Below are 25,127 nucleotides of genomic sequence, written 5' to 3' on the forward strand. Positions count from 1 at the left end.
CGCTACACCTCCACATCAAAAGGTTCATAGTCTTTTCGAAGCGGATGCCCTACCCAGTCATCTGGCATTAAAATGCGCGTTAAATTAGGATGGCCAGTAAAAATCACTCCAAGTAAATCATAAGCTTCGCGCTCGGGCCAATTTGCCCCTTCCCAAAGCGGTGTAATCGAGGCTACTTGCGGCGCCTCCCTTTCTAATTTCACCTTCACCGCCACTGATTGTTTCTTTCTATATGAATATAGGTGTACATACACTTCCATATGCGTCACAAAATCCGTTGCATGCAGCTCTGACATATAATGAAAAGCAAGGCGCTCATGACTCCGTAACAACTCCATTACTTCATAATAATGCTCCTTGCAAACAACAAGCGTCGGAACATCTTTAGACAATCTATTGATATAGAAATCTACCAATGCATGCTCCCCTATTTTTTCCTTAATAAGTTTCGCATATGCCTCTACATATGGCTGATTCGGCGACGGCTTTTCTGGCACTTTCTCTTCTTCCTTTTTACTAGCAGCACTCTTTGCTCGCGCAGCAGCCGCTGCTTTTGCCTTCGCGGCAGCGATTGCTTTTGCGGCAGCGATTGCTTTCGCTTTTTCATCACCATGTGCCGCGCTCTCTTCCTTCATCTTTCGCTTCGCTAACGCTGCAGCCTTCGCTTTCGCTGCTGCTGCTTTTTTCTCCGCTTCCGTTACTTCATCTCTGCTTACTTCAGCACCCTTTGATAGCGCTTTCTCTTTTTCTTGTTCTCGCGCCTCTATTTTCGATATTTCTGCTTCATGCTTAGCGGCAAGACGCTTTCGTGCCTCTTCCTTTGCACGCCTAGCCGCTTCTCGTTTCATATCCTCTAACTCTTTATTCGGATCACTCATTTATTCGTCACCTGCTTTCCTGTCTTTGCTTCGTAACGAATTTTCTCTTTTAATTTATTAATTCCATAAATTAAGGCAGCTGGGTTAGGGGGACACCCTGGAATATATACATCTACAGGTACAATTTGATCGACGCCTTTTACAACAGCATACGAATTTACGTAAGGACCACCAGCAGTTGCACAAGATCCCATCGCAATAACCCATTTCGGTTCCGGCATCTGATCATATAAACGCCGCACAATCGGAGCCATTTTCTTTGTCACCGTTCCTGAAACAATCATGACATCTGACTGCCTTGGAGATGTCCTGAAAAAAGAGCCAAATCGATCTAAATCGTAATGTGAGGAACCTACTCCCATCATCTCAATCGCGCAGCATGCCAGTCCAAATGTCATCGGCCATAAAGAATTGCTACGTGCCCATCCTTTTATCTGCTCTAATGTTGTAAAAAAGATATTCCTTTCTAATTCCGCTTGCTCCTGTGGATGTAGTTCTTCGAAATTTATAGCCATTGTAACACCTTCTTTTTCCAAGCATAGGCTAATCCTATCAATAACATAGCGACAAAAATGAGCATTTCAATTAATGCAAACAACCCAAGCTTGTCATATGCCACTGCCCACGGATATAAAAATAACGTTTCTACATCAAAAATAACGAATAGTAATGCAAAAATGTAGTAGCGGGCATGAAAGCGAACATTCGCATCATGATACGGCTCAATCCCACTTTCATATGTTGTATTCTTTGCCTCACTTGGTTTATGTGGGCGTAGTAACTTTCCTAATGTCAGAGCGACTACCGGAAGTAATATGCCTAGCAGCAAGAAAATACCAACAATCATGTAACTATTTTCGTATACATTTTCCACTTTGAAACCCTCCCCCATGAATGAAGAACAAGTTCACTTAGTAAACAGTATGTTTCATCTTCTTCTTTTATTATTTTTAAATTTTTCTAAATAATTAGATTATTTCTCTCATTATAACAAAATTTAAATTCCTATGTCGATACATGAAATAGTATGTATATGTATTCCATAAATCGTTCAAACTCTTCTTAAAAGTAGAAATCAAGTTTTTTTGTTAGAACAAATGTAAAGCTGCATTTATTTAAAGTTTATGAAGGTGATTATTTTGGGCAAACAGAACGATTGGCATATTTCAATCCTTATCGGAGCACTAATCTCCTATGTATGTTTCTACTACATACCTATTTATGTTTTTCCGGACAGTTACTATATTACTGACCTTGACATCCGCTTATCTTCCATATTTATTGAAGTGATTGGTCTTATTTCATTATGTTATTCCATTTTATACAAAAAAAAGACGTTTAGACCTTTTTGGATCTTAATCTTAATCGGGGTTCTTTGTTTTTCTATCGGAGATATATTAGGAACTTACCATCCTTTTGAGCTTCCTATGGATGAGTTTGATATTTCAGATCTATTCGTTATGCTTTTTTCTATTTTTTTCCTCTCTGCATTCTTTTATAAACTAATGAAAGAGTGCGATAAATGGGGAAAAGCCTTTCTCATTTGCGACATATGTATCATTGTGACAGCTGTTTTTACCTTAGAGTGGTATTTATTTAATCAACCTTCTATACGTATTTATGACTTGTCAGTTGCAGATGCAGTGATGAAATTTTTCTTTCCAATTACAGATGTATGCTTTCTACTACTTGGAATCAGCTTCTTTTTCTATCCAACAATTTTTAAGTCAAATAAAAAATTATACCTTTTTATTACTGTACTAATTGGGTACGCACTTATTGATTATACATACACTTTTTTTGCAGATGATTTACCAAGTTATATCATTGTTAGCCTTCGAGCTCTTTACCGAGTTTTATTATTATGTATTGCAATCGCTGCAGCTATTCGCGATACTACAAGCAGAACATCTTACTTTATTATGAATCCCGTATTAGGAAAGCAACTACTTATTATCTTTCCTTATCTTGCGATTACCATTTTAATTGGCTTTACATTAAAAGAAAACACAGCTTCTCCAACTCTAATTATAGGAAATTGTATTACTTTTATCTTTTCGTTAATTCGGCATGTGCTTGCAAGAATGCAAAATAGAGAGTTAACGAAAGCCTTACAATCATTTAATAAGCAGTTAGAAGATACGGTAAAGCAAAGAACAAGTGACTTAATGTTACAAACCGAAATTGCCAATAGGAAACAACAAAAATTTCAATCGTTACACGAATATCACCCTGATCCAATCTTTACGATTGATTTAAATGGGGTTGTTTCAAATGTTAATAAAGCAGGAAGTACAATGCTAAAAGTTCCTGTTAGTGAATTATTAGGAAAATCGTGGTTCTCTATTGTTATCGACAGAGATAAACCTAAATTTGCCGCGGCAATTCAAAACGCAAAGGAGAAAGTATCGACTTCTTTTGAAATACTCGCTAACTATAACAGGCAAGCTTACTCTTTCAACTTAACAATCGTCCCAATTATATTGAATGAGCAAGTAACTGGTATTTATATTCTCGTTAAAGATATTACGGAAATGAAAAGACAACAAGAACAAATTCATTATTTAGCATTCCATGACTCTTTAACTACTCTTGGGAATCGTGCTTTCTTCCAAAGAAAATTAGAGGATTATATTAAACAATCCGAAATAAATGATAGAAAATTCGCATTACTTTTTATAGATATAAATCGCTTTAATCTTATTAACGATACACTGGGACATAAGGCCGGAGACATTGTACTCAGAGAAGTTGCAACTCGCTTACAATCTTGTATTCCTCAAGATACTCCGCTAGCGAGAATTGGCGGAGATGAGTTTACCATTTTAATTCGTAATGCTACCGACAAAGAATCATTATTAGACTTGTGCAACGAGCTGATTCATACTGTAAAAAAACCTATGCAAGTTCATAACCATACTTACCACCTATCGCTTAGCATTGGTATTGTATCCAGAAGCCGGAACAGATACTACTTTACTACTCCAACACGCAGATATAGCAATGCATGATGCAAAGCTGAAAACGGAGCATGCCATTTCCTTCTATGATGAATCTTTGTCAAAACAAATGGGAAGACGCTTACGTTTAGAAAAAGATTTGCCAAAAGCAATCGAAAATGAAGAATTCTTCTTATTATATCAACCGCAAGTAGACAGTAGTTCTTATGAAGTGATTGGTGCCGAAGCACTCATTCGCTGGAATCATCCAGAATTGGGTATTGTATCTCCTTACGAATTTATTCCAATTGCTGAAGAAAGTATGCACATTCTTGAAATTGGAAAATGGGCCTTACAAAAAGCTTGTACGCAAATGAAAGAATGGCAAACACTTGGATATTCTCATTTAAAAATTGGAGTAAATGTGTCAGCTAAAGGGTTTCAACAAGATTTGTTTGTCCCATCCGTTCTTTCCATTCTAAAAGAAACTGGATTAGCACCACATTGTCTAGATCTCGAATTAACGGAACGAATTGCCATGGTGGATGAAAAAGAAACATTGCAAAAACTTCGTAAGCTAAAAGAGATCGGTGTGCATATATCAATCGATGACTTTGGAACAGGCTATTCCTCGCTAGCCTATTTACCTTTATATCCAATTGATATGCTTAAAATTCCACGTGAATTTATTTTAATGGCTGATGAATCTAAAGAAGGAAAAGAAATTATTACAACAATTATTTCATTATCTCATACGTTGCATATGTCTGTTATTGCAGAAGGGGTAGAAACAAAACAACAATTACAGTTTTTACAGCAAAATGGTTGTCACTACGTACAAGGATATTATTTTAGCAAGCCCCTTGCTCCAGAGGACTTGCTTTTATTTTTACAAACCCATGTGCGTTGCAATAAATAATTAGGATGAAATAAGATGCACATTTTATAAACATGTGCATCTTTCCTTTACTATTTTTACTATTGGCATAAAATATGTACAATAAAGCGAAACTTTAATCAATGGGCTTTCTCCAACCCCACTGATTATAAGCTCGACTGCTTCTCTCCACATCTTGAGATAGGAGTCTTACTGCCCTAAAATAACGGGATAAAATATGAAAACAATATTCATCCCATACAAATTCTACAAAAGAGCATATAATAAAATAATTTATATTTTCTATACCGCAGGTGAATTACATGAAGATAAAAACACACGTAACGATTCTTATAAGTAGTTTACTTATTTATCTTAGCATTCATTATATCGGGGTACTCATTTATTCGAAAGACTCTCTTGTATTTCAAATCATGATATGGGTAACAACAATTTTAGTTGATATGATCATTTGTAGTTACTTAGTCTATTTTTCATCCATTAAACGCGGTCATGCTTATCGATTTTGGATGCTACTTACATTCGGTTCCATTTTATATTTTATTGGTGATATCATCGTTGCTTACCAACGCTTGATTTTACATGACTCTGCTATATTTGTTGATCCGTCCGACTTTTTTTATTTATTATGTCTCATTATCTTTGTAGCTGCCTTCTTATATGAATTACTTTATGACCGAAATATATGGGAACAGTTATTTATCATATGCGATGTTTGTATTGTCGTGACTGCACAATTTACATTAAGCTATTACCTTCTTATTGAGCAGGCTATCCATATTATCGCTACCACTTACCTTAATATAATCGTACAACTCATGTATCCCATGGCAAACTTATTATTTCTTCTAATAGGTATTAGCTTATTATTTCGACCGCTGTCACTTCTTTCAAAACAAGTTTCCATCTTTTTAGCAACTTCAGTCATTGGTTATGCAAGTATTGATTCCATCTATGCTTATTTGAAATACTTTACAGCTGAGCATTCTGGATTTATAATCGCGCCTTTATATCAATTTTTTTTAATGCTTATTGTTATCGCTTGTGTGCTTCACACCAAAGAAGCAGAGCACACTGAGCAAGTATTACTAACACCGCAAATCGGTGAAGCAATTCATTTATCGCTACCCTATCTCTCTGTTATTGCTCTTAGTACATTTGTATTAATAGAGCGTGCTTTTTCACCCATATTAGTAATAGGCCTTATTGTTACATTTTTCTTTGTATTGATACGCCATATTTTAGTTCGTAGACAAAATAAAGAACTACTGCTAACGCAGATGCGGTTTAACCAACATTTAGAAGAACAAATCGAGTTACGCACACAAGATTTAGTGCAGCAAAAAGATGCGTTATATCGGAGCAAAAAAATGTTCGAATCTCTATATGAACACCATCCTGATCCTATTTTCACATTGGATTTGCACGGCAATTTCTTAAATGTAAATCATGCTGGAATTACATTGCTTGGTTATCAAACAAACGAACTGTTAAATCAGCCTTATTACTCACTTGTATACGAGAAAGACTTAAAGAAAATAATAGATGCGTTTCATCATGTGAAACGAGGGAACTCGATTTCGTTAGAGATACGAGCATACCATAAAAATAGAGATATTTACTTTTTGCACGTTACAGCTGTTCCTATTATCTTAAAAGAGCATATTCCGGGTGTCTATTTAATGATTAAAGATATTACAGAAAGCAAACAACAACAAGAACAAATTAACTTCCTAGCATATCATGACACATTAACTGAACTTTCCAACCGCCGCTCCTTTCACAAGCAACTGGAAGAGGCCATTGTACGAGCTAAAATAACAAAACAACCTTTTGCTGTTTTGTTCCTTGATTTAGATCGTTTCAAGATTATCAATGACACTCTTGGACATCGAATCGGAGACCTTCTTTTAATTGCTATAGCCAAAAGGCTGAAACAAATTTCAAATCCAAATGTAAAACTTGCACGGCTTGCCGGAGATGAATTTACGCTCCTCATCGAAAATATTAAACACACAGCTGAAGTTCAAACAGTAGCAGATCATATTTTGGCCGCATTAAATGAACCATTTCAAATTGAAAATCATCATTTACAAATTTCATCGAGTATTGGTATTGCTATTTACCCAGAAGCCGGTGAAGATCCGATGTCAATTTTGCAGCATGCTGACATGGCAATGTATGAAACAAAAAACAAAGGAAAAAATGGAAGCTCTATCTATACACAGGAGCTATACGAAAAGATGGAGCGTAAATCACGAATTGAAAAAGATTTCCCACTTGCCCTGGCAAATAACCAATTCTTTATTTCGTATCAACCACAAGTTGATATTAGAACGAAAAAAATAGTTGGCGCAGAAGCTTTAATCCGCTGGAATCATCCAATTCTAGGTAATATCTCACCTTGTGAGTTCATTCCGATTGTCGAAGAAACGCCTCAAATCATTCCGCTTGGTCATTGGATGTTAAAAGAATCATGCAAGCAATTAAAGTATTGGCATAAGCTTGGCTATGCTGATTTGAAAATAAGCGTTAACTTATCAGCAAAAGAATTTCAACAAGATAACTTAATCGAAAACATCTTAACAATACTTAAGGAGGTACAAGTAGAACCGAGATTTCTCATACTGGAATTAACTGAACGCATCGCCATGATAAATGAAAAAGAAACATTACTAAAGCTTAAAAAGTTAAAAGAGCATGGCATTCAAACTTCAATTGATGACTTTGGCACAGGTTACTCTTCTCTAGCTTACTTATCCCTTTTCCCAATTGATGCATTAAAAGTGCCACGAGAATTTACACAACTGGCCGATCAGCGAGAAGAAGAAAGAGCTATTATTTCTACAATACTTTCACTTGCAAATACATTAAACCTTTCCGTCGTTGCCGAGGGGATTGAGACGGAAAAACAATTTGACTTTTTGCAAGCTAACAATTGCCGATACATGCAAGGGTATTACTTTAGTAAACCACTTACAAGTAAACAGTTCTTAAACTTTCTACAAAAACACCCTTTCTAAACAGAATGATTTAGAAAGGGGGTTTTTTGATTGCTGTCTTTTCAATTAACCTTGTGTAATTTCCTCATAAAATGCTGCGCTTGTGGTATAGAAATATGGAATTAACCATAGGAATCCAATTCCAAGTGTAACAATACTTCATAAAAACCATCCAATAAAACTTAAGCATACTAGAAAATAAGCCATTTTATGCCCATCCATTATGCGACGACTTTCTGTAATCGCTTGATTCATTGTATATTCAGGATGATTGTTCAAAATGAAGTACGTCATCGCATAGGAGAAGGACTTAATAATCCCTGGAATAATCAATAATAATGTCCATAAAATCAAGTATACATATATTAATAAATATGTAAAAAACGACTTTATCAAATTCTTTTCATCTGTAAACCAGCTAAATAGTTTCCTTACTTCTACATCTTGCTCACGAACCGCACGCAACACAAGGGTGTATGCTCCTAAAGTTAGCGGCCCAATAATAAACATTGCAACAACATCTACTGAAAGAGATCTACTTGCCTCTTTCTAGTCCCCATTTCCCTTCTAAGGCATCAAGAGCCCTTCCTTTTAAATCACTAATCATGTAAATCCTCCAGCTTCTATTTTATCATCAGATAGTCTATAAAAAGCGAGAGCACATTATCCTTGCACTCTCCACTCCATATCCTTTTAGTATAATTCTTTTTCTGATATATATCGATAAAAATGAGCTGTTGTTGTAGTGAAATAAGGATATAACCAAAGTAAGCCAATTCCAAGTGTAAACATAGCTAAAATTCCCCAACCAATAAAGCTAAGCCATAAAAGAAATAAATCCAGTTTATGTCCTTTCATGATGGACTTACTTTCTTTTAACGCTTGTAAAACACTGTATTCCGGATTCTCTACTAGAATATAAAACGTCATCGCATACGAAAAATAAGCAATGATAGATACTATAATTGAAATGAATAGGAGGCCAAGCACAACGATAACTAACGCTTCACTTTCAGGTGGATTATTTTCATCCCCAATTACAAACATTAATATTCCTATAAATACGATAGGAAGCCAAGATAGCGAATATACAAGTAAACCTAACATCGCTTTTATCGACTTCCAAATTCTACTTAACCCACGAAACCCTTCAAATAAATAATCTATCGTAACATTATTTCTCTTACTTATATTGACATACAAATTCGTATAGCCATATGCCATAATTCCATATGATCCATAATTCACAATGAGCATCAATATATACATAAAAATTAATAAAATAACAGCACCAATTGCTGCCGCTCCCTCTTCAAATGCATACACTGAGTCGCCGATCGCCATTATGAACAGCAATACTGGAATAATAACTATTAATGATACAACTAGCGAAACAATATAATTTAAAACAAATTGTAAAATTGTTGAGCCTACACCAAGCCCCCATTTCCCCTTTAGTGATTGCAAGGCTTCTCGTTTCATTTCACTAATCATTTTCCCCTCTCCTTTCATACGCCATATATACTATTTATATAAAAACACCTTCTCATTATATCATTTTTTGCGATATTTTCTATAAATTCTAAATTTAACTTATTTAGGGAAATAAAGCGAAACTTTAATCAGTGGGGAGGTTCTTCATCCCCACTGATTATGAGCCCTCACCAATCGGGCTGTTACGGGCAGCCTTGCTCCCACCTATCTTCCTTGCTTCTCTCTGCATCTTAAGGTGGGAGTCTTACTGCCTTAAAATGGCGGGATAAAAAAATCCGTAAAGGTAAGAACCTTTACGGATTTTTTACTTCATGTTAGAAACGTCCAAACGATTAATTGCACGTTTTAGCGCTAATTCTGCACGCTTAAAGTCAACATGGGCTTGCTTATCTTGCAGACGTTGCTCAGCACGACGCTTCGCTTCATTTGCACGATGAGTATCAATATGGTTCGCTTCTTCAGCAGATGTTGCTAATACTGTTACTTTATCTGGACGAACTTCGATAAAGCCCCCGCTTACTGCTACATAATCAGTATGACCGCCATTTTTCAAACGAACCGCACTAATTTTAAGCGGCGCAACAGTGGGAATGTGACCTGGTAAAATCCCCATCTCCCCACTTTCTGCCTTAACGCTTACCATTTCTACTTCTTTTTCATAAACCGGTCCATCAGGAGTTACAATACTGACTGGAAATGTCTTCATAATTCGTCCCTCCTAAGGCCTTACGCCATCATTTTCTTCGCGTTTTCAACAACTTCTTCAATTCCACCTACTAAGCGGAATGCATCTTCTGGAAGATCATCATGTTTACCTTCTAGAATTTCTTTGAAACCACGAACTGTTTCTTTTACAGGTACATAAGATCCCGGTTGACCTGTAAACTGTTCCGCTACGTGGAAGTTTTGTGATAAGAAGAATTGAATGCGACGAGCGCGATGTACAACTAACTTATCTTCTTCAGATAACTCATCCATACCTAAGATAGCGATAATATCTTGAAGCTCTTTATAACGTTGAAGAGTTTGCTGTACTTGACGAGCAACCTCATAGTGCTCTTCTCCTACGATTTCTGGAGAAAGTGCACGAGATGTAGAAGCTAATGGATCTACCGCTGGATAAATACCCATTTGCGTTAAACGACGCTCTAGGTTTGTTGTTGCATCTAAGTGAGCGAACGTTGTAGCAGGTGCTGGGTCAGTGTAGTCATCGGCTGGTACATATACCGCTTGGATAGACGTAATAGACCCTTTATTTGTTGATGTAATACGTTCTTGTAATTGCCCCATTTCCGTTGCAAGTGTTGGTTGGTAACCTACCGCAGATGGCATGCGACCAAGAAGGGCAGATACTTCAGAACCCGCTTGCGTGAAACGGAAGATGTTATCGATGAACAATAGTACGTCTTGTCCTTGCTCATCGCGGAAATGTTCAGCCATTGTTAATCCTGTTAATGCAACACGTTGACGTGCACCAGGTGGCTCGTTCATTTGTCCGAATACCATCGCTGTTTTCTTGATTACACCAGAATCACTCATTTCATGGTATAAATCGTTCCCTTCACGAGTACGCTCACCTACACCAGCGAATACAGAAATACCACCGTGTTCTTGTGCGATATTGTTGATTAATTCCTGAATTAATACTGTTTTACCTACACCGGCACCACCGAATAGACCGATTTTACCACCTTTAATGTATGGAGCAAGTAAGTCTACTACTTTAATACCAGTTTCAAGAATTTCTACTTTCGTAGATAATTCTTCGAATGCAGGTGCTTGACGGTGAATTGGGTCACGGCGTACATCCGCTGGAATTTCACCATCTAAGTCAATTGCTTCACCTAATACGTTAAATACACGACCAAGTGTTGCATCACCAACTGGAACTGAGATTGGTCGACCAGTGTCTTCTACTTCTGTGCCACGAACAAGTCCATCAGTAGAAGACATCGCAACCGTACGAACTGTGTCATCACCTAAGTGAAGTGCAACTTCTAAAGTTAAGTTAACTTCATCTTTTTTAATTCTAAGGGCATTGTAGATTTCAGGTAGCTTTCCGCCGTCAAACTTAACGTCTACAACCGGACCCATGATTTGCGTAACGCGCCCTTTATTCATCGGGTTCCCTCCTAGCTTTCTTTATATTAGCCAGCTTTCTATCAGTCGGCTTTCAATTTTTTTGAATGAGCTTTCAGCAGCTTGAATGCTCGGTGACTTCGCTTCTACCGACGAGACAAAGCACGCCTCTTCGCCTAAAGTTCCATCCTCGTCACATTCAGAACGAGCCGCTTCCGCTTTTTATGAATCTAGCTTCGGTGGCTAGAAGGGGCAAATATTTCCCCCCTTCTGGACGAGCTACCTCCGCTTTTTACTGAATCTAGCTACAGCGGTTAGAATTCTCGGTGGCTTCGCTTCTTCCTGCGAGGCAAACTACGCCTCTATGTCTGAAGCTCCATCCCCCTTCCATTCTGAACGAACCGCTTCCGCCTTTTATTACTATTCTAACGCTGCTGCTCCACCAACGATTTCTGTGATTTCTTGTGTAATCGCAGCTTGACGAGCACGGTTGAATGAAAGTGTAAGTGTATCGATAACTTCCATTGCATTGTCTGTAGCACTCTTCATTGCTGTCATACGCGCTGCGTGTTCACTTGCTTTTCCGTCTAGCAGTGCACCGTACACTAGGCTTTCCGCGTATTGTGGCAATAGTACTTTTAAGATTTCTTCTTCTGAAGGTTCAAACTCATATGGAGTTAATTTTTTATCAGATTTCACATCTGTAAGCGGTAAAACTTTATTTTCTGTTACTTCTTGTGAAATTTTACTTACATAGTGATTGTAATAAATATACAATTCATCATAAGCACCATCTGCAAACATCGCAATTGCTCGAGAAGCAAGATCTTTAATATCTGTAAATGATGGGTGGTCAGATAATCCAACTACTTCATCAATGATGTTAAAGCCACGACGTTTTAAATAATCACGTCCTAGTCGTCCAAGTACAATAATTGAATATTGGTTTGGATCCATATTATGACGCTCACGAATTACCTTACTTACTTCACGTAATACGTTACTGTTATAACCACCTGCTAGTCCGCGATCAGATGTAATAACGATGTACCCTGTACGCTTTACAGGACGCGCTGTTAGCATCGGATGATTGATTCCTTTGCTACCTTGTGCGATACTCGCTACCACTTCTTGAATTTTTTCCATATATGGAACGAAAGATTTAGCATTTTGTTCTGCACGGTTTAATTTCGATGCAGATACCATCTCCATCGCTTTCGTGATTTGACTCGTTTTCTTCGTCGAGTTAATTTTCGCTTTTATATCGCGTAAAGATGCCACAGGTTTTCACCACCTTTTTTTCGGGAAGTTGGCATGATTAGTAAGAATCCTTTTTGTTCATCTTTCTAATCCATATTGCAAGACATGCTTGCTCATGATTGAAGGAAAAGAATAGGTGTACCTACTCTTTTCCTCTGTAAACCGTTAGTAATTCGAAGACGAACTACCTTTTGTATAATTTCGCTTCGGTGGATAGAAGGGGCAATCATTTCCCATTTCCTGCGAGGCCAAAACGCCTCTTCGTCAGGAGGTCCAATGTCCTCCCCTTCTGGACGAGCCACCTCCGCTTTTTTTATTATTCAGAAGCTACGAATACTTTTTTAAATCCATTGATTGCTGCTGCAAATTTGTCGTCATCCGCAAGTTTCTTCGTTGTACGGATTTCTTCTAATAAATCAGCTGCATTTGAATCTAACCAAGCATAGAATTCTTCTTCAAAGCGAGTGATATCTGCTACTGGAATATCATCTAGGAATCCACGTGTTAAAGCGTAAAGAATCATAACTTGTTTCTCTACTCGCAATGGTTTGTGTAATCCTTGTTTTAATACTTCAACTGTGCGAGCACCGCGATTTAGTTTCGCTTGTGTTGCTTTATCAAGGTCAGAACCGAACTGAGCAAACGCTTCTAACTCACGGTAAGATGCAAGGTCAAGACGAAGTGTACCTGATACTTTACTCATCGCTTTAATCTGAGCAGATCCACCAACACGAGATACTGAAGTACCTGCATCGATTGCTGGACGTACGCCAGAGAAGAACAAGTCAGATTGCAAGAAGATTTGTCCATCTGTAATGGAGATTACGTTTGTTGGGATGTATGCTGATACGTCCCCTGCTTGTGTTTCGATGAAAGGTAGAGCTGTTAATGAGCCACCGCCTTTTGCATCGCTTAATTTTGCTGCACGCTCTAGTAAGCGAGAATGTAAGTAGAATACATCCCCTGGATATGCTTCACGACCTGGAGGACGACGTAATAGTAATGATAGCTCACGGTAAGCAGCTGCTTGTTTTGATAAGTCATCATACACGACTAATACGTGTTTTCCGTTGTACATGAATTCTTCACCCATTGATACACCTGCATAAGGAGCTAAATATAACAATGGAGCTGGTTGAGAAGCTGATGCTGTTACAACAATTGTATACTCTAATGCACCATGCTTACGCAGTGTTTCTACTACGTTACGTACTGTAGATTCTTTTTGTCCAATTGCAACATAGATACAAATCATGTCTTCGTCTTTTTGGTTTAAGATTGTATCCAGTGCTACTGCTGTTTTACCAGTTTGGCGGTCACCGATGATTAGCTCACGTTGACCACGACCGATTGGCACAAGTGCATCAATTGCCTTAATACCAGTTTGAAGTGGCTCATGAACAGATTTACGATCCATTACACCTGGTGCTGGGCTTTCAATTGGACGAGTTTTTGTTGTATGGATTGGACCTAAACCGTCTACCGGTTGACCTAATGGGTTCACAACACGACCGATTAGTTCTTCACCTACTGGCACTTGCATAATACGGCCTGTACGACGAACTTCGTCACCTTCACGAATTTCTGTGTAAGGTCCTAGAATAATAATACCTACGTTGTTTTCCTCTAAGTTTTGTGCTAGTCCCATAACGCCGTTAGCGAACTCTACAAGTTCACCAGCCATAACGTTATCAAGACCATGAGCACGCGCGATACCGTCACCAACTTGGATAACTGTACCAACATCGCTAACTTCGATTTCAGACTGATAGTTTTCAATTTGTTGCTTTATCAGTGCGCTAATTTCTTCAGCTCTGATGCTCATGTGCTTCACCCCTATCTATTCTTCATTAGTTCACGCTGAATACGTGCTAATTTTCCTTGTAAACTTCCATCGTAAATGCGATTTCCAATGCGCACTTTAATACCGCCTAGTAAATCCTCATCTACAATATTTTTCACGCGAATTGCATCTTTTCCAGTTCTTTTTGCAAATGCTTCTGCAATGTTAAGTTTCTCTTCTTCAGATAGAAGACGAGTAGAATAAACAGTTGCATCCGCTACGTTACGCTCTTCGTTTGCAAGAGTTACGTATTCATTTGCAATGGCAGGTAAAATTTCAATTCGTTTATTATCAACTAAAATATATAACGTATTTAAAATAGACTCAGAAACAGAAGAGAATACGTTAGAAAGAAACATTTTTTTCTGTTCCTTTGAAATATTCGGCTTTGTTAAAAAGCTATGTAGTTCTTCGTTTTTCATAAAAACGCTTTGTACAAGGCCTAATTCTTCTTCAAACATTTCTAATACGTGTTTTTCTTTTGCAATTTGAAAAAGAGCGACAGCATAACGTTTTGCTACAATCTCATTGCTCATCGCGCTTCTCCTACTTCTTTAATATAATCGCGAATTAATTTTACTTGGTCTTCTTCTTTTAGTTCTTTCTCAATTACTTTAGAAGCAATTTGAACGGATAAAGAAGCGACTTGTTCTTGCAATGTAGCAATTGCTTGCTCTTTTTCGCGTTGAATTTCTTGTACAGCAGATGTTTTAATTGATTCTGCTTCTTCTTTTGCAGCAGCAATAATACCATCTTTTTGTTCTTCTGCTTGCTTTTTCGCTCTTTCGATTAACTCTTGTGCTTCAACACGTGACTGTTTTAGCATTTCACGTTGTTCCTCTACTAACTTTTTCGCCTCTGCGTGATTTTTCTCTGCAGCGTCGATTTCGCTAGCAACATGCTCTTCACGTTCCTTCATAATTCCCATTAAAGGACCCCAAGCAAATTTGCGTAGCATCACTAATAAAATTAGGAAAACGACCAACGTATAAGCGATCGTTCCAAACGGAATGGCAGCTCCTAATAATAAAGTTGGCACAAGGATTCACTCCCTTCAAAATATCTAAATTAACTATATGAAAAAAAAGACATACATTTCGTTCATAAAGCAATGGCGAAGAAAGTTCGAAAAACACTCTTCGCCATCTATGTAAGGGGAGTATCCCTTATCTGTTCATTACGATGAATGCAATAACTACACCAATGATTGGAAGTGCCTCAACTAATGCAACCCCGATGAACATAATTGTTTGAAGTGCGCCTTTTAATTCTGGCTGACGAGCAACACCTTCGATTGTACGTGATACGATAAGACCGTTACCAATACCTGCACCTAATGCTGATAAACCAATTGCAATTGCAGCTGCGATTACACCTAAACTCATTTAAAATGTCCTCCTTTTTATTAGAAAAAAATAAATTTTATACTTACTTAAGATATATTAATGGTCATGACTTACTTTATGAGCCATGTAAACCATCGTTAACATTGTGAAAATAAATGCTTGGATTGATCCAACGAATACACTGAATCCCATCCATGCTAACATTGGCACAACCGCACCTAATGCTCCAAAAGCACCACTTGCACCTAATTGAGCAAGCAATGTTAATAAAATCTCACCAGCATAAATGTTACCGAATAGACGAAGCCCCAACGTTAATGTGTTAGCAAACTCCTCAATAACCTTTAAAGGAAATAAGAACTTCATAGGTTGGAAATAACCTTTTATATATTCCTTTGTACCCTTCATCTTAATTCCATAGTAATGGGTGAGGGTAACTACCATCACGGCTAATGTTAAAGTAACTGCTGGGTCAGACGTTGGCGATCTCCACCATGCAATATGTTCACCAGCCTCAGTTGTTGAAAACATGAATGGTAAACCGAGCATGTTTGATACGAAAATAAACATCATAAGTGTAACGCCAAGTGTTAAGAAGCGCCCACCTGTTTTCCAGTCCATCGTACTGCCAATAATGCCTTTCACAAAGTCTAACACCCACTCAAGGAAGTTTTGCATTCCTGTCGGACGAAGAGCTAAGCTTCGAGTTCCAATCACAGCGATTAAGAACACTATAACTGCTGCTACAGTAACCATGATAACTGCGGACAAATCGAACGTTAAACCTAGAAAATCAACCAATTTACCGTGTTCCACTAGTAATTCACCTCTCTTCCCTGTTCTTATACTCTAAATAAAGAAAATCTATGATCATGACAAGATACCCTGTCAGCAATCCTACACCTAAGCTCCACATCGCAATGAAATGCTGATACTTTGCCGCAAATAAAATTAATAATCCAATCGTCGCAAACCTTGAATATGTACTGACAGCTGTAGCTTTAAATTTCACGCTTCCTCCATTGGTAACGCGTTCTATAAGCTTGTCTGTTCTACGTGCAATGATGCGCAAACTAAGAAAACTGAAAATCGTTCCGATAATCAGCCCAAGAAACACATCCTTGTAAGAGGTAAATCCCCATCCTAGCACTAGAAGTGCAAGCAAGTAGTACATATATTTCTTTTGTCTTTGGACAAGTCCATGCACATCTATCATCATTGCTCTCCCGAATAGTAATGTCGAATGAGTCGAATCATTGCATAAATCCCTGTTCCTAACCCTAGTAGTAAGCCGATAACTAGAAACAAAGGAAACGTTCCAACCTTACTGTCAATCCATTGCCCACCAAAAATCCCAACAAGAATGGAACCGACTAGCTGAGCCAAAATCCCTGACATTAAAGCATATGCTTTTATAGGGCTGCGATCGTTTTTTTGCAAGGATTCATCCCTCCAATATGTAAACCTCATTCAAGACGTGTTAATAATAACTCATTTTTTTGCATAAATCTTAAACAAAACCAAAAGTTTACTTTTTCGTCACAGAATAGATACAAAATTGTCACTGAAAGCCCTACCATCTATCCCCGTTGTTAGCATACAATAGGGTATTAGTACTGTCAACGAGAAATCGTAAAAAATCAAAAAATTTGAGTATTAGTTATTTCCTCCCAAAAATGAAAACGTTCCCCTTCTAAATACTGGTGGAATTTACGTAAAATCTAGTAACTTTCTTTCTATGATATAGAAGAAAATGTTCACAAGTTTGTCACCATTCTATTTTTTAGATATAACGTTTTCTTTCTATAATATAGCCTCTTTTAGATGTTAGACTTCTATATTATATGTTATCAATATGCAATTTATGTTGCATATTCTTTGTATATTTATCCCCCTCCCCTACTCCCGATCTATAAAAAAGACGAGCAGGGAATCCCTCTCGTCTGTTTGTAGTCTTACTTCGTTCCAAATAGTCGGTCTCCAGCATCACCTAAACCTGGAACAACATAACCGTGGTCATTTAATTTTTCATCTAATGCTGCTACATAAATATCAACATCAGGATGCTCTTCTTGTACAACTTTTACTCCTTCTGGTGCAGCTACGATACACATTAATTTAATATGTTTCGCACCGCGCTTTTTCAAAGAGTTAATTGCTTCAGCTGCAGAACCACCTGTTGCTAACATCGGATCTAGTACGATAAAGTCACGTTCTTCTACATCCGTTGGAAGTTTCACATAGTATTCTACCGGTTGCAATGTTTTTGGGTCACGGTATAAACCGATATGTCCCACTTTTGCTGCTGGAATTAATTTCAGAATTCCGTCCACCATTCCTAAACCTGCACGTAAAATTGGAATTAAACCTAGCTTCTTCCCAGCGATCACTTTTGTTTTTGCTTTGCTCACAGGTGTTTCAATTTCAATCTCTTCAAGTGGAAGATCACGTGTAATTTCAAAAGCCATTAAGCTTGCTACTTCATCCACTAATTCACGAAACTCTTTTGTACCTGTATTTTTATCGCGAATATATGTAATCTTATGTTGAATTAACGGGTGATCAAATACATACAGTTTTCCCATGTGAATCTCTCCTTCAGATGATATTCATGCGTGTTCCCACGCCATTTGCACTATTTACGATTGTAAAGAAAACCCTACTAATATTCAAGGGCAAACTTGGAAAAATATTAATTTCATAATGAATCCATCTAATATCTTTACCAATTATGGAAATCCTATCCTTCATTATATTTCTAAAATTTATTCACGTGTCGTATACATACTTTAAGGGGCTGTTATGCTTCATCTGTTCTCATGAAGTTCTTTCTCTATATTCAAGCATTATGCAACCGAAAGAAAACCACTGCAACATGATGTTACAGTGGTTTTCTTTCATCTATTATAAATCAGTGTACATTGGAAACTTACTTGTTAATACAGCTACACGTTTACGAGCTTCTTCTAATGCAGTTTCGTCTTCGTGATTTTTTAATGTATGTGCAATAATTGATGCGATTTCATCCATTTCTTCTAAGCCAAAGCCACGAGATGTTACAGCCGCTGTACCGATACGTACACCACTTGTTACAAATGGACTTGCTGTTTCAAATGGAATTGTATTTTTGTTTACTGTAATACCTACTTCATCTAATACATGTTCTGCCACTTTTCCTGTAATATTTAAGTTGCGAACATCAATTAAAATCAGGTGGTTATCCGTTCCACCAGAAACGAGTGTAAGTCCTTCTTTTTGAAGTCCTTCTGCTAAACGCTGTGCATTATGAATAATATTTTGCGCATATGTTTTAAAGTCATCTTGAAGTGCTTCCCCAAATGCAACAGCTTTTGCAGCGATGACATGCATAAGTGGACCGCCTTGAATACCAGGGAAGATTGATTTATCAATTTGCTTTGCAAATTTCTCTTCACATAAAATCATACCACCGCGTGGACCGCGTAATGTTTTATGTGTTGTTGTCGTAACAAAATGTGCATGTGGCACTGGATTCGGATGTAAGCCCGCTGCAACTAAACCTGCAATATGAGCCATATCCACCATTAAATATGCCCCTACTTCATCTGCAATTTCACGAAATCTTTTGAAATCGATCACACGAGGATATGCACTTGCACCTGCAACGATTAGTTTTGGTTTATGTTCTTTTGCTTTTGCTAACACATCGTCGTAGTTAATACGATGAGTTTCAGCATCCACACCATATTCTACAAAATTATATTGCACTCCACTAAAGTTAACAGGACTTCCGTGTGTCAAATGACCGCCATGAGATAAATTCATACCAAGAACTGTATCTCCATGCTCTAAAATTGTGAAGTATACAGCCATGTTCGCTTGTGCACCAGAATGCGGTTGAACATTTACATGTTCAGCACCAAAGATCTCTTTCACACGATCGCGTGCAATATCCTCTACTACGTCTACATGCTCACAACCGCCATAGTAACGTTTACCAGGATACCCTTCCGCATACTTATTTGTTAAAACAGAACCTTGTGCTTCCATTACAGCTTCGCTTACGAAGTTTTCCGAAGCAATTAACTCAATTTTTGAACGCTGTCTTCCTAATTCCGCTTCAATTGCAGCAAATACCTTTTCATCTTGACGTTTTAAATGATCCACCAAAATCCCCCTTTTCTGAACGAATTACATTAATTCCCAATAGTTTTTTCCTATTTATTCAGAAAAAACGAAAATTCAAGTTGTAATTCTTTTAAATCTTCATATTTTCAACTACATTCTAACATGACTTTCTATATCATAAAAGAAAAAAGACCAAGTCCGGTCTTTTCTTTCCTTATATATTAACGACAAATCATTGTTTCTTCTGCCGCTTTATATACAGCACGCGCTCCCCCAATTAGTTTCGCGCGCGTTTTAGCCATTGTTACATGTGCATTCCCAACCTCTTTTATACTTGTACGAACAGGAACCGCCACATGTTTTAAATGCATACCAATAAATGTATCACCGATATCGATACCTGCGTCTGCTTTTATAAATTCTACTACTACAGGATCTTTAAAATTATGATACGCATATGTCGCCAATGCCCCCCCTGCTGATCTAACAGGCGTAACGGTCACAATTTCAAAACCATGTTTCAAAGCGACTTCTTTTTCTACCACTAAAGCACGATTTAAATGCTCACAACATTGAAACACTAATGCGACACCTGTCTGTTTTTGAAATTGTATTAGTTCAGAAAAAATCGCTTCGGCTACTTTCATCGTCCCTGAAGTTCCAATTCTTTCTCCGAGCACTTCACTTGTACTACAGCCTACTACAAAAATTTGACCACTTTGTAAAGAAGCTTGTTCTTGAAAATCAGAAAGCAATGTTTGTAGCTGCTCTTTTACTTTTACTATTTCCATCATTACGCCTCTTCCTTTCACAGGTTGGTTCAACAAATTATATTATCTTTTGATAGAAGTTAGAATGTATATTATTTTTCTTCGTATGTTTTAATTTTTCCTACACGATTTTCGTGACGGCCACCCTCATAATCAGTTGTTAACCAAATTTTTGCGATATCACGTGCTAAGCCAGCGCCAATAACACGCTCACCCATCGCTAACATGTTGCTATCATTGTGTTCTCTAGTTGCTCTTGCACTAAATGTATCATGAACTAATGCGCAACGAATGCCGTGAACTTTATTTGCCGCAATTGACATACCAATGCCTGTACCACAAATTAAAATACCACGATCTACTTCACCTTTTGCAACCATTTCTGCTGCTGGAAATGCAAAATCAGGGTAATCAACAGATCCTGCCTCACACTCACATCCTAAATCAATATACTCAATGTTTAGCTCTTCTAATAGATTTACAATTTCTTTGCGGATATTGATACCGCCGTGATCAGATGCTACTACTACTTTCATTTTTACCCCTCCAGATTTTTACTGCAACGTTTATGAATCCTTTCATTCATAAATGGCTAACTTATTTCAAACTTGTCTACTATAAACAAGTTGCTCTCCAATATCGTATTATACACGAAACATTAGGACTCTGAATGTTTTTCCAACAAACTTTGTACAAGTTTTTCCATCTCTACTAGAGTTGTCTCATAAATAGAGAGCGATCCACCAAATGGATCTGAAATATCTTTATTTATACCTTCTGTAAATTCATATAATGTATGCAGTTTTTCTTTTGCTTTCGGATAATAGCCTAACAAAAGCTGTTTATGGTTTTCTGTCATAGTCAAAATGATATCAGCCCAATCAATTAATATTTCTGTCACTTGCTTAGAAGCATGATTGATTGAAATTCCTTTCTTAGCTAATGCCTCCTTAGCATGCATAGATGCATCACTTCCAGGGCTTGCAAAAACACCAGCAGATTGCACTTCAAAATTCCCTCCGCCATAATGACGAAGCAATGCCTCTGCCATTGGACTGCGACATGTATTTCCAGTACAAACAAACAATACTCGCTTCATCCAAAACCACTCCTTCTGCCAAATGTCCTATGCTTATCATAACGTACATGACACCAGAACAAAAGAATTGTGAATATAACAGAAGGCGCATTTCCCATTTATTTTTCTAAGAGAAATGCGCCTTATCCACATATATGTGAAACCCTAGTTTCAAGTGCCTTAAATATAATACCACAATTATTCAGAACATCCTAGAAATTTGAACTACTCACCACTTAGTAATTCTTATGAACTTACTTGAAGTGGGAGATTCCTAAGAACACCTTCGTAATCGAAAGTTTTGATTAGGCTATCCCATTCACGCAGGTTGAGATTCTTAACGTCTTCGTTTTGGTACCCACAACACGACTTTTTGTACATTTCACGAATCCAAGTTTAGGTAACTTGATTTTGTTACCTACAATGGCAATATTTCCATTCGTATGTTTTGTTGTATAAGATTGAATTTTATACTTTTTCGATTTGAAACGTAGTGCTTTGTTCTGTTTTTTAAAGAATCGTGAATATGAATCAGCAAGGTTTTTTAATGAGAATTGAAGCGAAATACTATCCACTTCTTTTAACCAAGTTCTTTCTTTAGTTGTGTTAATTGAGAAGAACAAGTGTTATAAGTCAATCCTTTACCTGTCTCTTTGTATGCGTCATTTCATTGCGCTACAAAGTGATTGAATACAAAACGAGAACATCCGATTGTTTTAGCAATCAGTATCTCTTGTTCTTTATTTGGATAGAGGCGAAACTTATACACTTTATTGACTAACATGCCTTCCACCTCCTCATTGGGCTATACTCTCCACATTTCTTGAGGTGGGTGTCTTCTCGACTAAAAAGATAAAAATAAGGAATCCATTTCATACAAAACAAAATGGATTCCTTATGAAAAATGATTATTTCATTATCACTTTCATTACTTCTGTTTCACCTTTTGTAGCTGATACGCCTACAGTTGTTTTAATAGATTCAGCCGCGTCTGTATTTGTAATAACAACTGGTGTAATTGTACTTTTTGCTTTTTCACGAATGATTTCTAAATCGAAAGAAATTAATTTATCGCCTTTCTTTACAGCTTGCCCTTCAGATACGTGAGCTTCGAAACCTTCACCTTCCATTTTTACAGTTTCTAAGCCAACATGAATTAAAATTTCTGTACCATTCTTCGCCTTAATACCAACAGCATGTTTCGTATGGAATAATTGAACGATTTCACCATCGACAGGAGATACAACAACACCTTCAGTTGGAACGATTGCAATACCATCCCCCATCATGCGACCAGCGAATACTGGATCTGGTACTTCTTCAATATTTTTCACTTCTCCAGTTAACGGAGCTACGATTGTTTCTTCATTTGTTTTTGAACCAAAACCGAATAATTTTTTAAACATAGGATAGTCCTCCTTAAAAGTTGCTTGCAAATATATAGGGCAATCCCTAGTAAATATTGAAATACTCGTAAGACTTCTTACTTTAAATACTATACCGTAAAAACGTTTTCGAAATAAAGTGCATGATCACGAATAGAAATTCATTGTATCGCTTTGAAAAAATCCAGTCAATTCAAATGATCGGAATAACAACGAACTTCTTATTTCTATATTGTCTCTTTTTTTCGCGAACTTGTCTAGAGGTCTTCACAACATATTTGTTTTTTATTTATGATTTGTAAAATTTTCTTCATATTTTTTAGAATATCACTTGACTAAAGTAAGTAACTAATTTATTATTACTTACATAATATAAGCTAATAACTTTTAGGAGGTTTTATAAATGATGAACATGGGTCTACTTATTATTCGTCTTATTATCGGAATTTCATTTATGGGGCATGCTGCTCAAAAATTATTCGGCTGGTTTGGTGGCTACGGCCTAAAAGGAACAGGCGGCTGGATGGAATCTATCGGCTTACGTCCTGGTGTATTTATGGCCTTTATGGCTGGTGCAACTGAACTATTAGGTGGTTTCTTATTCGCAGCAGGTGTCTTCACTTGGGTTGGTGCACTACTTATTGTCGGTACAATGTTAGTTGCAATTATTACAGTTCATGGCAAAAACGGTTTCTGGGTAACAGAAAATGGATTCGAATATAACTTAATCTTAATTGCTGTTGCAGTAGGTATTGCTTTAATCGGCCCTGGTGCTTATACTTTATTTTAATCAACCATCTCAGATTCAAGATATTTAAAGGAGCCTATTTCCAAACTGGAAATAGGCTTTTCTTTGTACAATAATATATCGGCGTAACTCCGGATTTATCGGCGGTTCGACACAAGATATCGACCAGTAGACAAATTTCGCCACCTCCGCATCTCCCGATATATGTTTGCTCATCTCTCTGCACAAAAATTGAAAAAAAGAAGGAGTTTTCTAGTCGTATCTTGTAAACAAACAAGGAAGCATTTCTAAAAAGAAGGGAGATTACGAATATGATTTCCATTAACCCAAACGAACAAACAGAACGAGAGAATTATAAATTGTTAACGGGAAGTATTATCCCGCGCCCTGTCGCATTCGTCACTTCTTTGACACAAGATGGCGTTTTAAACGGGGCTCCTTACAGCTATTTTAATATTGTTGCTGCCAATCCTCCGCTCATCTCTGTTTCTGTACAAAGAAAAGAAGGTCATCGCAAAGATACATCACGAAATGCAATTGAAAAAGGAGAATTTGTTGTACATATTTCCGATGAATCTTATGTGGAAGCTATTAATGAAACCGCTGCAAATCTTCCTCCTCATCAAAGTGAAATTGAACGTGCAAAATTGACTCCTATTGATAGTGATGTTATTTCTGTACCAGGTGTAAAAGAAGCAAATATTCGAATGGAGTGTGTATTAGAACGCGCGATTCCTCTTGGCGGAACAGAGGAATCCCCAGCATGCGATCTACTCATTGGGCGTGTTGTTCGTTTTCATGTTGCTGAACACTTATATGAAAACGGGCGTATCCATGCTGAAGGACTAAAACCAGTCAGCCGACTAGCTGGTCATAACTATGCGAAACTAGGCGAACAATTTGAATTAGTGCGCCCTATTTAAAAGAAAAACCCCCGCATATCTCGCGGGGGTTTTAAAAACAACTCAAATTTGCTCTTTATTTTCCTCAGGAAGAATATTGTTTGCCTTCTTTGGTTTCCCAAGCTTTATAACAAAGAAATATAAAGATAGCAATGTAAGCAAAAATACAATTAAAAATGGATACGGTGAATAAAACGCACGAGCTGTTTCTGTTTTACCTACAATAAATTTGAAAGAATCGATATCTAGAAATTCAGCAAACATTTGTACTCCGAGCATGCTAAACCAAAAGACAAAAAAACTAATCATGATTCCAAAAATTTGTTTTACTCTTGTCATTTGTATCATCCTTTCTATATATGGAAAGTATCTTATCATGAAGAGTATAAATAGAAATG

General features: G+C 37.3%; 25 protein-coding genes and 3 pseudogenes. 4 read left to right on the forward strand and 24 right to left on the reverse strand.

Going from position 1 to position 25,127, the window contains the following annotated elements; translation table 11 throughout:
- Positions 1-2: 2 nt before the first annotated feature.
- From BCER98_RS19245 to BCER98_RS19255, 3 genes are read right to left on the reverse strand one after another with little or no spacing between them, the layout of a single operon-like run.
- Positions 3-878, reverse strand: a complete 876-nt coding sequence (locus tag BCER98_RS19245; RefSeq protein WP_012096265.1) for an NADH-quinone oxidoreductase subunit C — start codon at positions 876-878, stop codon at positions 3-5.
- Positions 875-1,393 carry an NADH-quinone oxidoreductase subunit NuoB gene (gene nuoB, locus BCER98_RS19250; protein WP_012096266.1) on the reverse strand — a complete coding sequence of 173 codons (519 nt, stop codon included), beginning with the start codon at positions 1,391-1,393 and terminating at the stop codon, positions 875-877. Before nuoB ends, BCER98_RS19245 begins: the two co-directional genes overlap by 4 nt.
- Positions 1,384-1,752: an NADH-quinone oxidoreductase subunit A gene (locus tag BCER98_RS19255; protein WP_012096267.1), complete on the reverse strand. Its 369-nt coding sequence runs from the start codon at positions 1,750-1,752 to the stop codon at positions 1,384-1,386. The genes nuoB and BCER98_RS19255 overlap by 10 nt, the downstream gene beginning before the upstream one ends.
- A 250-nt stretch (positions 1,753-2,002) precedes the next feature.
- On the opposite strand from BCER98_RS19255, the pseudogene BCER98_RS19260 reads away from it, so the two are divergent.
- Both BCER98_RS19260 and BCER98_RS19265 read left to right on the forward strand, forming a co-directional pair.
- Positions 2,003-4,736: pseudogene (locus BCER98_RS19260) on the forward strand (sensor domain-containing protein).
- Between the two features lie 281 nt (positions 4,737-5,017).
- Positions 5,018-7,738, forward strand: coding sequence for a putative bifunctional diguanylate cyclase/phosphodiesterase (locus BCER98_RS19265; RefSeq protein WP_012096268.1), 2,721 nt, complete (start codon positions 5,018-5,020; stop codon positions 7,736-7,738).
- A 45-nt stretch (positions 7,739-7,783) separates the two neighbouring features.
- Here the strand turns inward: BCER98_RS19265 and BCER98_RS19270 are convergent.
- The 20 genes and pseudogenes from BCER98_RS19270 to BCER98_RS19360 all read right to left on the reverse strand — a co-directional run bounded on the left by BCER98_RS19270 (position 7,784) and on the right by BCER98_RS19360 (position 23,100).
- Positions 7,784-8,324 (reverse strand): annotated as a pseudogene (locus BCER98_RS19270) (DUF975 family protein).
- Positions 8,325-8,410: 86 nt separating this feature from the next.
- Entirely contained in the window at positions 8,411-9,211 is an 801-nt protein-coding gene (locus BCER98_RS19275) for a DUF975 family protein (RefSeq protein ID WP_012096270.1), read from the reverse strand.
- Positions 9,212-9,515: 304 nt separating this feature from the next.
- Complete coding sequence (locus tag BCER98_RS19280) at positions 9,516-9,917, reverse strand: F0F1 ATP synthase subunit epsilon (protein WP_012096271.1); 402 nt, start codon at positions 9,915-9,917, stop codon at positions 9,516-9,518.
- A gap of 20 nt (positions 9,918-9,937) precedes the next feature.
- Positions 9,938-11,332: a F0F1 ATP synthase subunit beta gene (atpD, locus tag BCER98_RS19285; RefSeq protein WP_012096272.1), complete on the reverse strand. Its 1,395-nt coding sequence runs from the start codon at positions 11,330-11,332 to the stop codon at positions 9,938-9,940.
- Positions 11,333-11,710: 378 nt separating this feature from the next.
- A complete protein-coding gene (atpG, locus tag BCER98_RS19290; protein WP_012096273.1) occupies positions 11,711-12,571 on the reverse strand; it encodes a F0F1 ATP synthase subunit gamma in 861 nt (286 codons plus the stop codon).
- Positions 12,572-12,866: 295 nt separating this feature from the next.
- Positions 12,867-14,375, reverse strand: a complete 1,509-nt coding sequence (gene atpA / locus BCER98_RS19295; protein WP_012096274.1) for a F0F1 ATP synthase subunit alpha — start codon at positions 14,373-14,375, stop codon at positions 12,867-12,869.
- A gap of 11 nt (positions 14,376-14,386) precedes the next feature.
- Positions 14,387-14,929 (reverse strand): F0F1 ATP synthase subunit delta, encoded by a 543-nt coding sequence (locus tag BCER98_RS19300; protein WP_012096275.1) that lies wholly within the window; start codon positions 14,927-14,929, stop codon positions 14,387-14,389.
- Positions 14,926-15,432, reverse strand: a complete 507-nt coding sequence (gene atpF, locus BCER98_RS19305; RefSeq protein WP_012096276.1) for a F0F1 ATP synthase subunit B — start codon at positions 15,430-15,432, stop codon at positions 14,926-14,928. Before atpF ends, BCER98_RS19300 begins: the two co-directional genes overlap by 4 nt.
- A 127-nt stretch (positions 15,433-15,559) precedes the next feature.
- The gene (gene atpE / locus BCER98_RS19310) at positions 15,560-15,778 is read right to left on the reverse strand and encodes a F0F1 ATP synthase subunit C (protein WP_012096277.1); all 219 of its coding nucleotides are present in this window, start codon (positions 15,776-15,778) and stop codon (positions 15,560-15,562) included.
- A gap of 57 nt (positions 15,779-15,835) precedes the next feature.
- Entirely contained in the window at positions 15,836-16,555 is a 720-nt protein-coding gene (gene atpB, locus BCER98_RS19315; protein ID WP_012096278.1) for a F0F1 ATP synthase subunit A, read from the reverse strand.
- Between the two features lie 7 nt (positions 16,556-16,562).
- Positions 16,563-16,955, reverse strand: a complete 393-nt coding sequence (locus BCER98_RS19320; RefSeq protein ID WP_041810138.1) for an ATP synthase subunit I — start codon at positions 16,953-16,955, stop codon at positions 16,563-16,565.
- Complete coding sequence (locus tag BCER98_RS19325; RefSeq protein ID WP_012096280.1) at positions 16,955-17,179, reverse strand: AtpZ/AtpI family protein; 225 nt, start codon at positions 17,177-17,179, stop codon at positions 16,955-16,957. Before BCER98_RS19325 ends, BCER98_RS19320 begins: the two co-directional genes overlap by 1 nt.
- Positions 17,180-17,205: 26 nt before the next feature.
- Positions 17,206-17,319, reverse strand: a complete 114-nt coding sequence (locus BCER98_RS21515; RefSeq protein ID WP_081428418.1) for a DUF4024 domain-containing protein — start codon at positions 17,317-17,319, stop codon at positions 17,206-17,208.
- Positions 17,320-17,694: 375 nt separating this feature from the next.
- Positions 17,695-18,324 carry a uracil phosphoribosyltransferase gene (upp, locus tag BCER98_RS19330; RefSeq protein ID WP_012096281.1) on the reverse strand — a complete coding sequence of 210 codons (630 nt, stop codon included), beginning with the start codon at positions 18,322-18,324 and terminating at the stop codon, positions 17,695-17,697.
- A 319-nt stretch (positions 18,325-18,643) separates the two neighbouring features.
- Entirely contained in the window at positions 18,644-19,885 is a 1,242-nt protein-coding gene (gene glyA / locus BCER98_RS19335; RefSeq protein WP_012096282.1) for a serine hydroxymethyltransferase, read from the reverse strand.
- Positions 19,886-20,067: 182 nt separating this feature from the next.
- Positions 20,068-20,640: a TIGR01440 family protein gene (locus tag BCER98_RS19340; RefSeq protein WP_012096283.1), complete on the reverse strand. Its 573-nt coding sequence runs from the start codon at positions 20,638-20,640 to the stop codon at positions 20,068-20,070.
- Between the two features lie 68 nt (positions 20,641-20,708).
- The gene (rpiB, locus tag BCER98_RS19345) at positions 20,709-21,152 is read right to left on the reverse strand and encodes a ribose 5-phosphate isomerase B (RefSeq protein WP_012096284.1); all 444 of its coding nucleotides are present in this window, start codon (positions 21,150-21,152) and stop codon (positions 20,709-20,711) included.
- Between the two features lie 122 nt (positions 21,153-21,274).
- Positions 21,275-21,715: a low molecular weight protein arginine phosphatase gene (locus BCER98_RS19350; protein WP_012096285.1), complete on the reverse strand. Its 441-nt coding sequence runs from the start codon at positions 21,713-21,715 to the stop codon at positions 21,275-21,277.
- Between the two features lie 338 nt (positions 21,716-22,053).
- Positions 22,054-22,478, reverse strand: a pseudogene (locus BCER98_RS22310) (helix-turn-helix domain-containing protein); the annotation flags it as partial.
- 124 nt (positions 22,479-22,602) lie between these two features.
- Positions 22,603-23,100 (reverse strand): PTS sugar transporter subunit IIA, encoded by a 498-nt coding sequence (locus tag BCER98_RS19360; protein ID WP_012096286.1) that lies wholly within the window; start codon positions 23,098-23,100, stop codon positions 22,603-22,605.
- Positions 23,101-23,482: 382 nt separating this feature from the next.
- Here BCER98_RS19360 and BCER98_RS19365 point away from each other — a divergent pair, with 382 nt between their 5' ends.
- Both BCER98_RS19365 and BCER98_RS19370 read left to right on the forward strand, forming a co-directional pair.
- Positions 23,483-23,869, forward strand: a complete 387-nt coding sequence (locus BCER98_RS19365) for a DoxX family protein (protein WP_012096287.1) — start codon at positions 23,483-23,485, stop codon at positions 23,867-23,869.
- A 269-nt stretch (positions 23,870-24,138) separates the two neighbouring features.
- Positions 24,139-24,750 (forward strand): flavin reductase family protein, encoded by a 612-nt coding sequence (locus BCER98_RS19370; protein WP_012096288.1) that lies wholly within the window; start codon positions 24,139-24,141, stop codon positions 24,748-24,750.
- Positions 24,751-24,792: 42 nt separating this feature from the next.
- On the opposite strand, the gene BCER98_RS19375 is transcribed toward BCER98_RS19370, so the two are convergent.
- The gene (locus BCER98_RS19375; protein WP_012096289.1) at positions 24,793-25,068 is read right to left on the reverse strand and encodes a DUF3935 domain-containing protein; all 276 of its coding nucleotides are present in this window, start codon (positions 25,066-25,068) and stop codon (positions 24,793-24,795) included.
- Positions 25,069-25,127: the final 59 nt, after the last annotated feature.

Origin of the sequence: Bacillus cytotoxicus NVH 391-98 (genome assembly GCF_000017425.1) — a bacterium.
GTDB classification, from domain to species: Bacteria; Bacillota; Bacilli; order Bacillales; family Bacillaceae_G; genus Bacillus_A; species Bacillus_A cytotoxicus.

Coding starts and splice junctions, on each gene's coding strand:
- nuoB (WP_012096266.1), bottom strand. CDS start 1,393: ATGGCTATAAATTTCGAAGAACTACATCCACAGGAGCAAGCGGAATTA.
- BCER98_RS19350 (WP_012096285.1), bottom strand. CDS start 21,715: ATGAAGCGAGTATTGTTTGTTTGTACTGGAAATACATGTCGCAGTCCA.
- BCER98_RS19370 (WP_012096288.1), top strand. CDS start 24,139: ATGATTTCCATTAACCCAAACGAACAAACAGAACGAGAGAATTATAAA.
- rpiB (WP_012096284.1), bottom strand. CDS start 21,152: ATGAAAGTAGTAGTAGCATCTGATCACGGCGGTATCAATATCCGCAAA.
- BCER98_RS19375 (WP_012096289.1), bottom strand. CDS start 25,068: ATGACAAGAGTAAAACAAATTTTTGGAATCATGATTAGTTTTTTTGTC.
- BCER98_RS19365 (WP_012096287.1), top strand. CDS start 23,483: ATGATGAACATGGGTCTACTTATTATTCGTCTTATTATCGGAATTTCA.
- atpE (WP_012096277.1), bottom strand. CDS start 15,778: ATGAGTTTAGGTGTAATCGCAGCTGCAATTGCAATTGGTTTATCAGCA.
- BCER98_RS19245 (WP_012096265.1), bottom strand. CDS start 878: ATGAGTGATCCGAATAAAGAGTTAGAGGATATGAAACGAGAAGCGGCT.
- BCER98_RS19360 (WP_012096286.1), bottom strand. CDS start 23,100: ATGTTTAAAAAATTATTCGGTTTTGGTTCAAAAACAAATGAAGAAACA.
- atpD (WP_012096272.1), bottom strand. CDS start 11,332: ATGAATAAAGGGCGCGTTACGCAAATCATGGGTCCGGTTGTAGACGTT.
- BCER98_RS19320 (WP_041810138.1), bottom strand. CDS start 16,955: ATGATAGATGTGCATGGACTTGTCCAAAGACAAAAGAAATATATGTAC.
- BCER98_RS19300 (WP_012096275.1), bottom strand. CDS start 14,929: ATGAGCAATGAGATTGTAGCAAAACGTTATGCTGTCGCTCTTTTTCAA.
- BCER98_RS21515 (WP_081428418.1), bottom strand. CDS start 17,319: ATGGTAGGGCTTTCAGTGACAATTTTGTATCTATTCTGTGACGAAAAA.
- BCER98_RS19265 (WP_012096268.1), top strand. CDS start 5,018: ATGAAGATAAAAACACACGTAACGATTCTTATAAGTAGTTTACTTATT.
- BCER98_RS19275 (WP_012096270.1), bottom strand. CDS start 9,211: ATGATTAGTGAAATGAAACGAGAAGCCTTGCAATCACTAAAGGGGAAA.
- BCER98_RS19340 (WP_012096283.1), bottom strand. CDS start 20,640: ATGATGGAAATAGTAAAAGTAAAAGAGCAGCTACAAACATTGCTTTCT.
- BCER98_RS19280 (WP_012096271.1), bottom strand. CDS start 9,917: ATGAAGACATTTCCAGTCAGTATTGTAACTCCTGATGGACCGGTTTAT.
- upp (WP_012096281.1), bottom strand. CDS start 18,324: ATGGGAAAACTGTATGTATTTGATCACCCGTTAATTCAACATAAGATT.
- atpA (WP_012096274.1), bottom strand. CDS start 14,375: ATGAGCATCAGAGCTGAAGAAATTAGCGCACTGATAAAGCAACAAATT.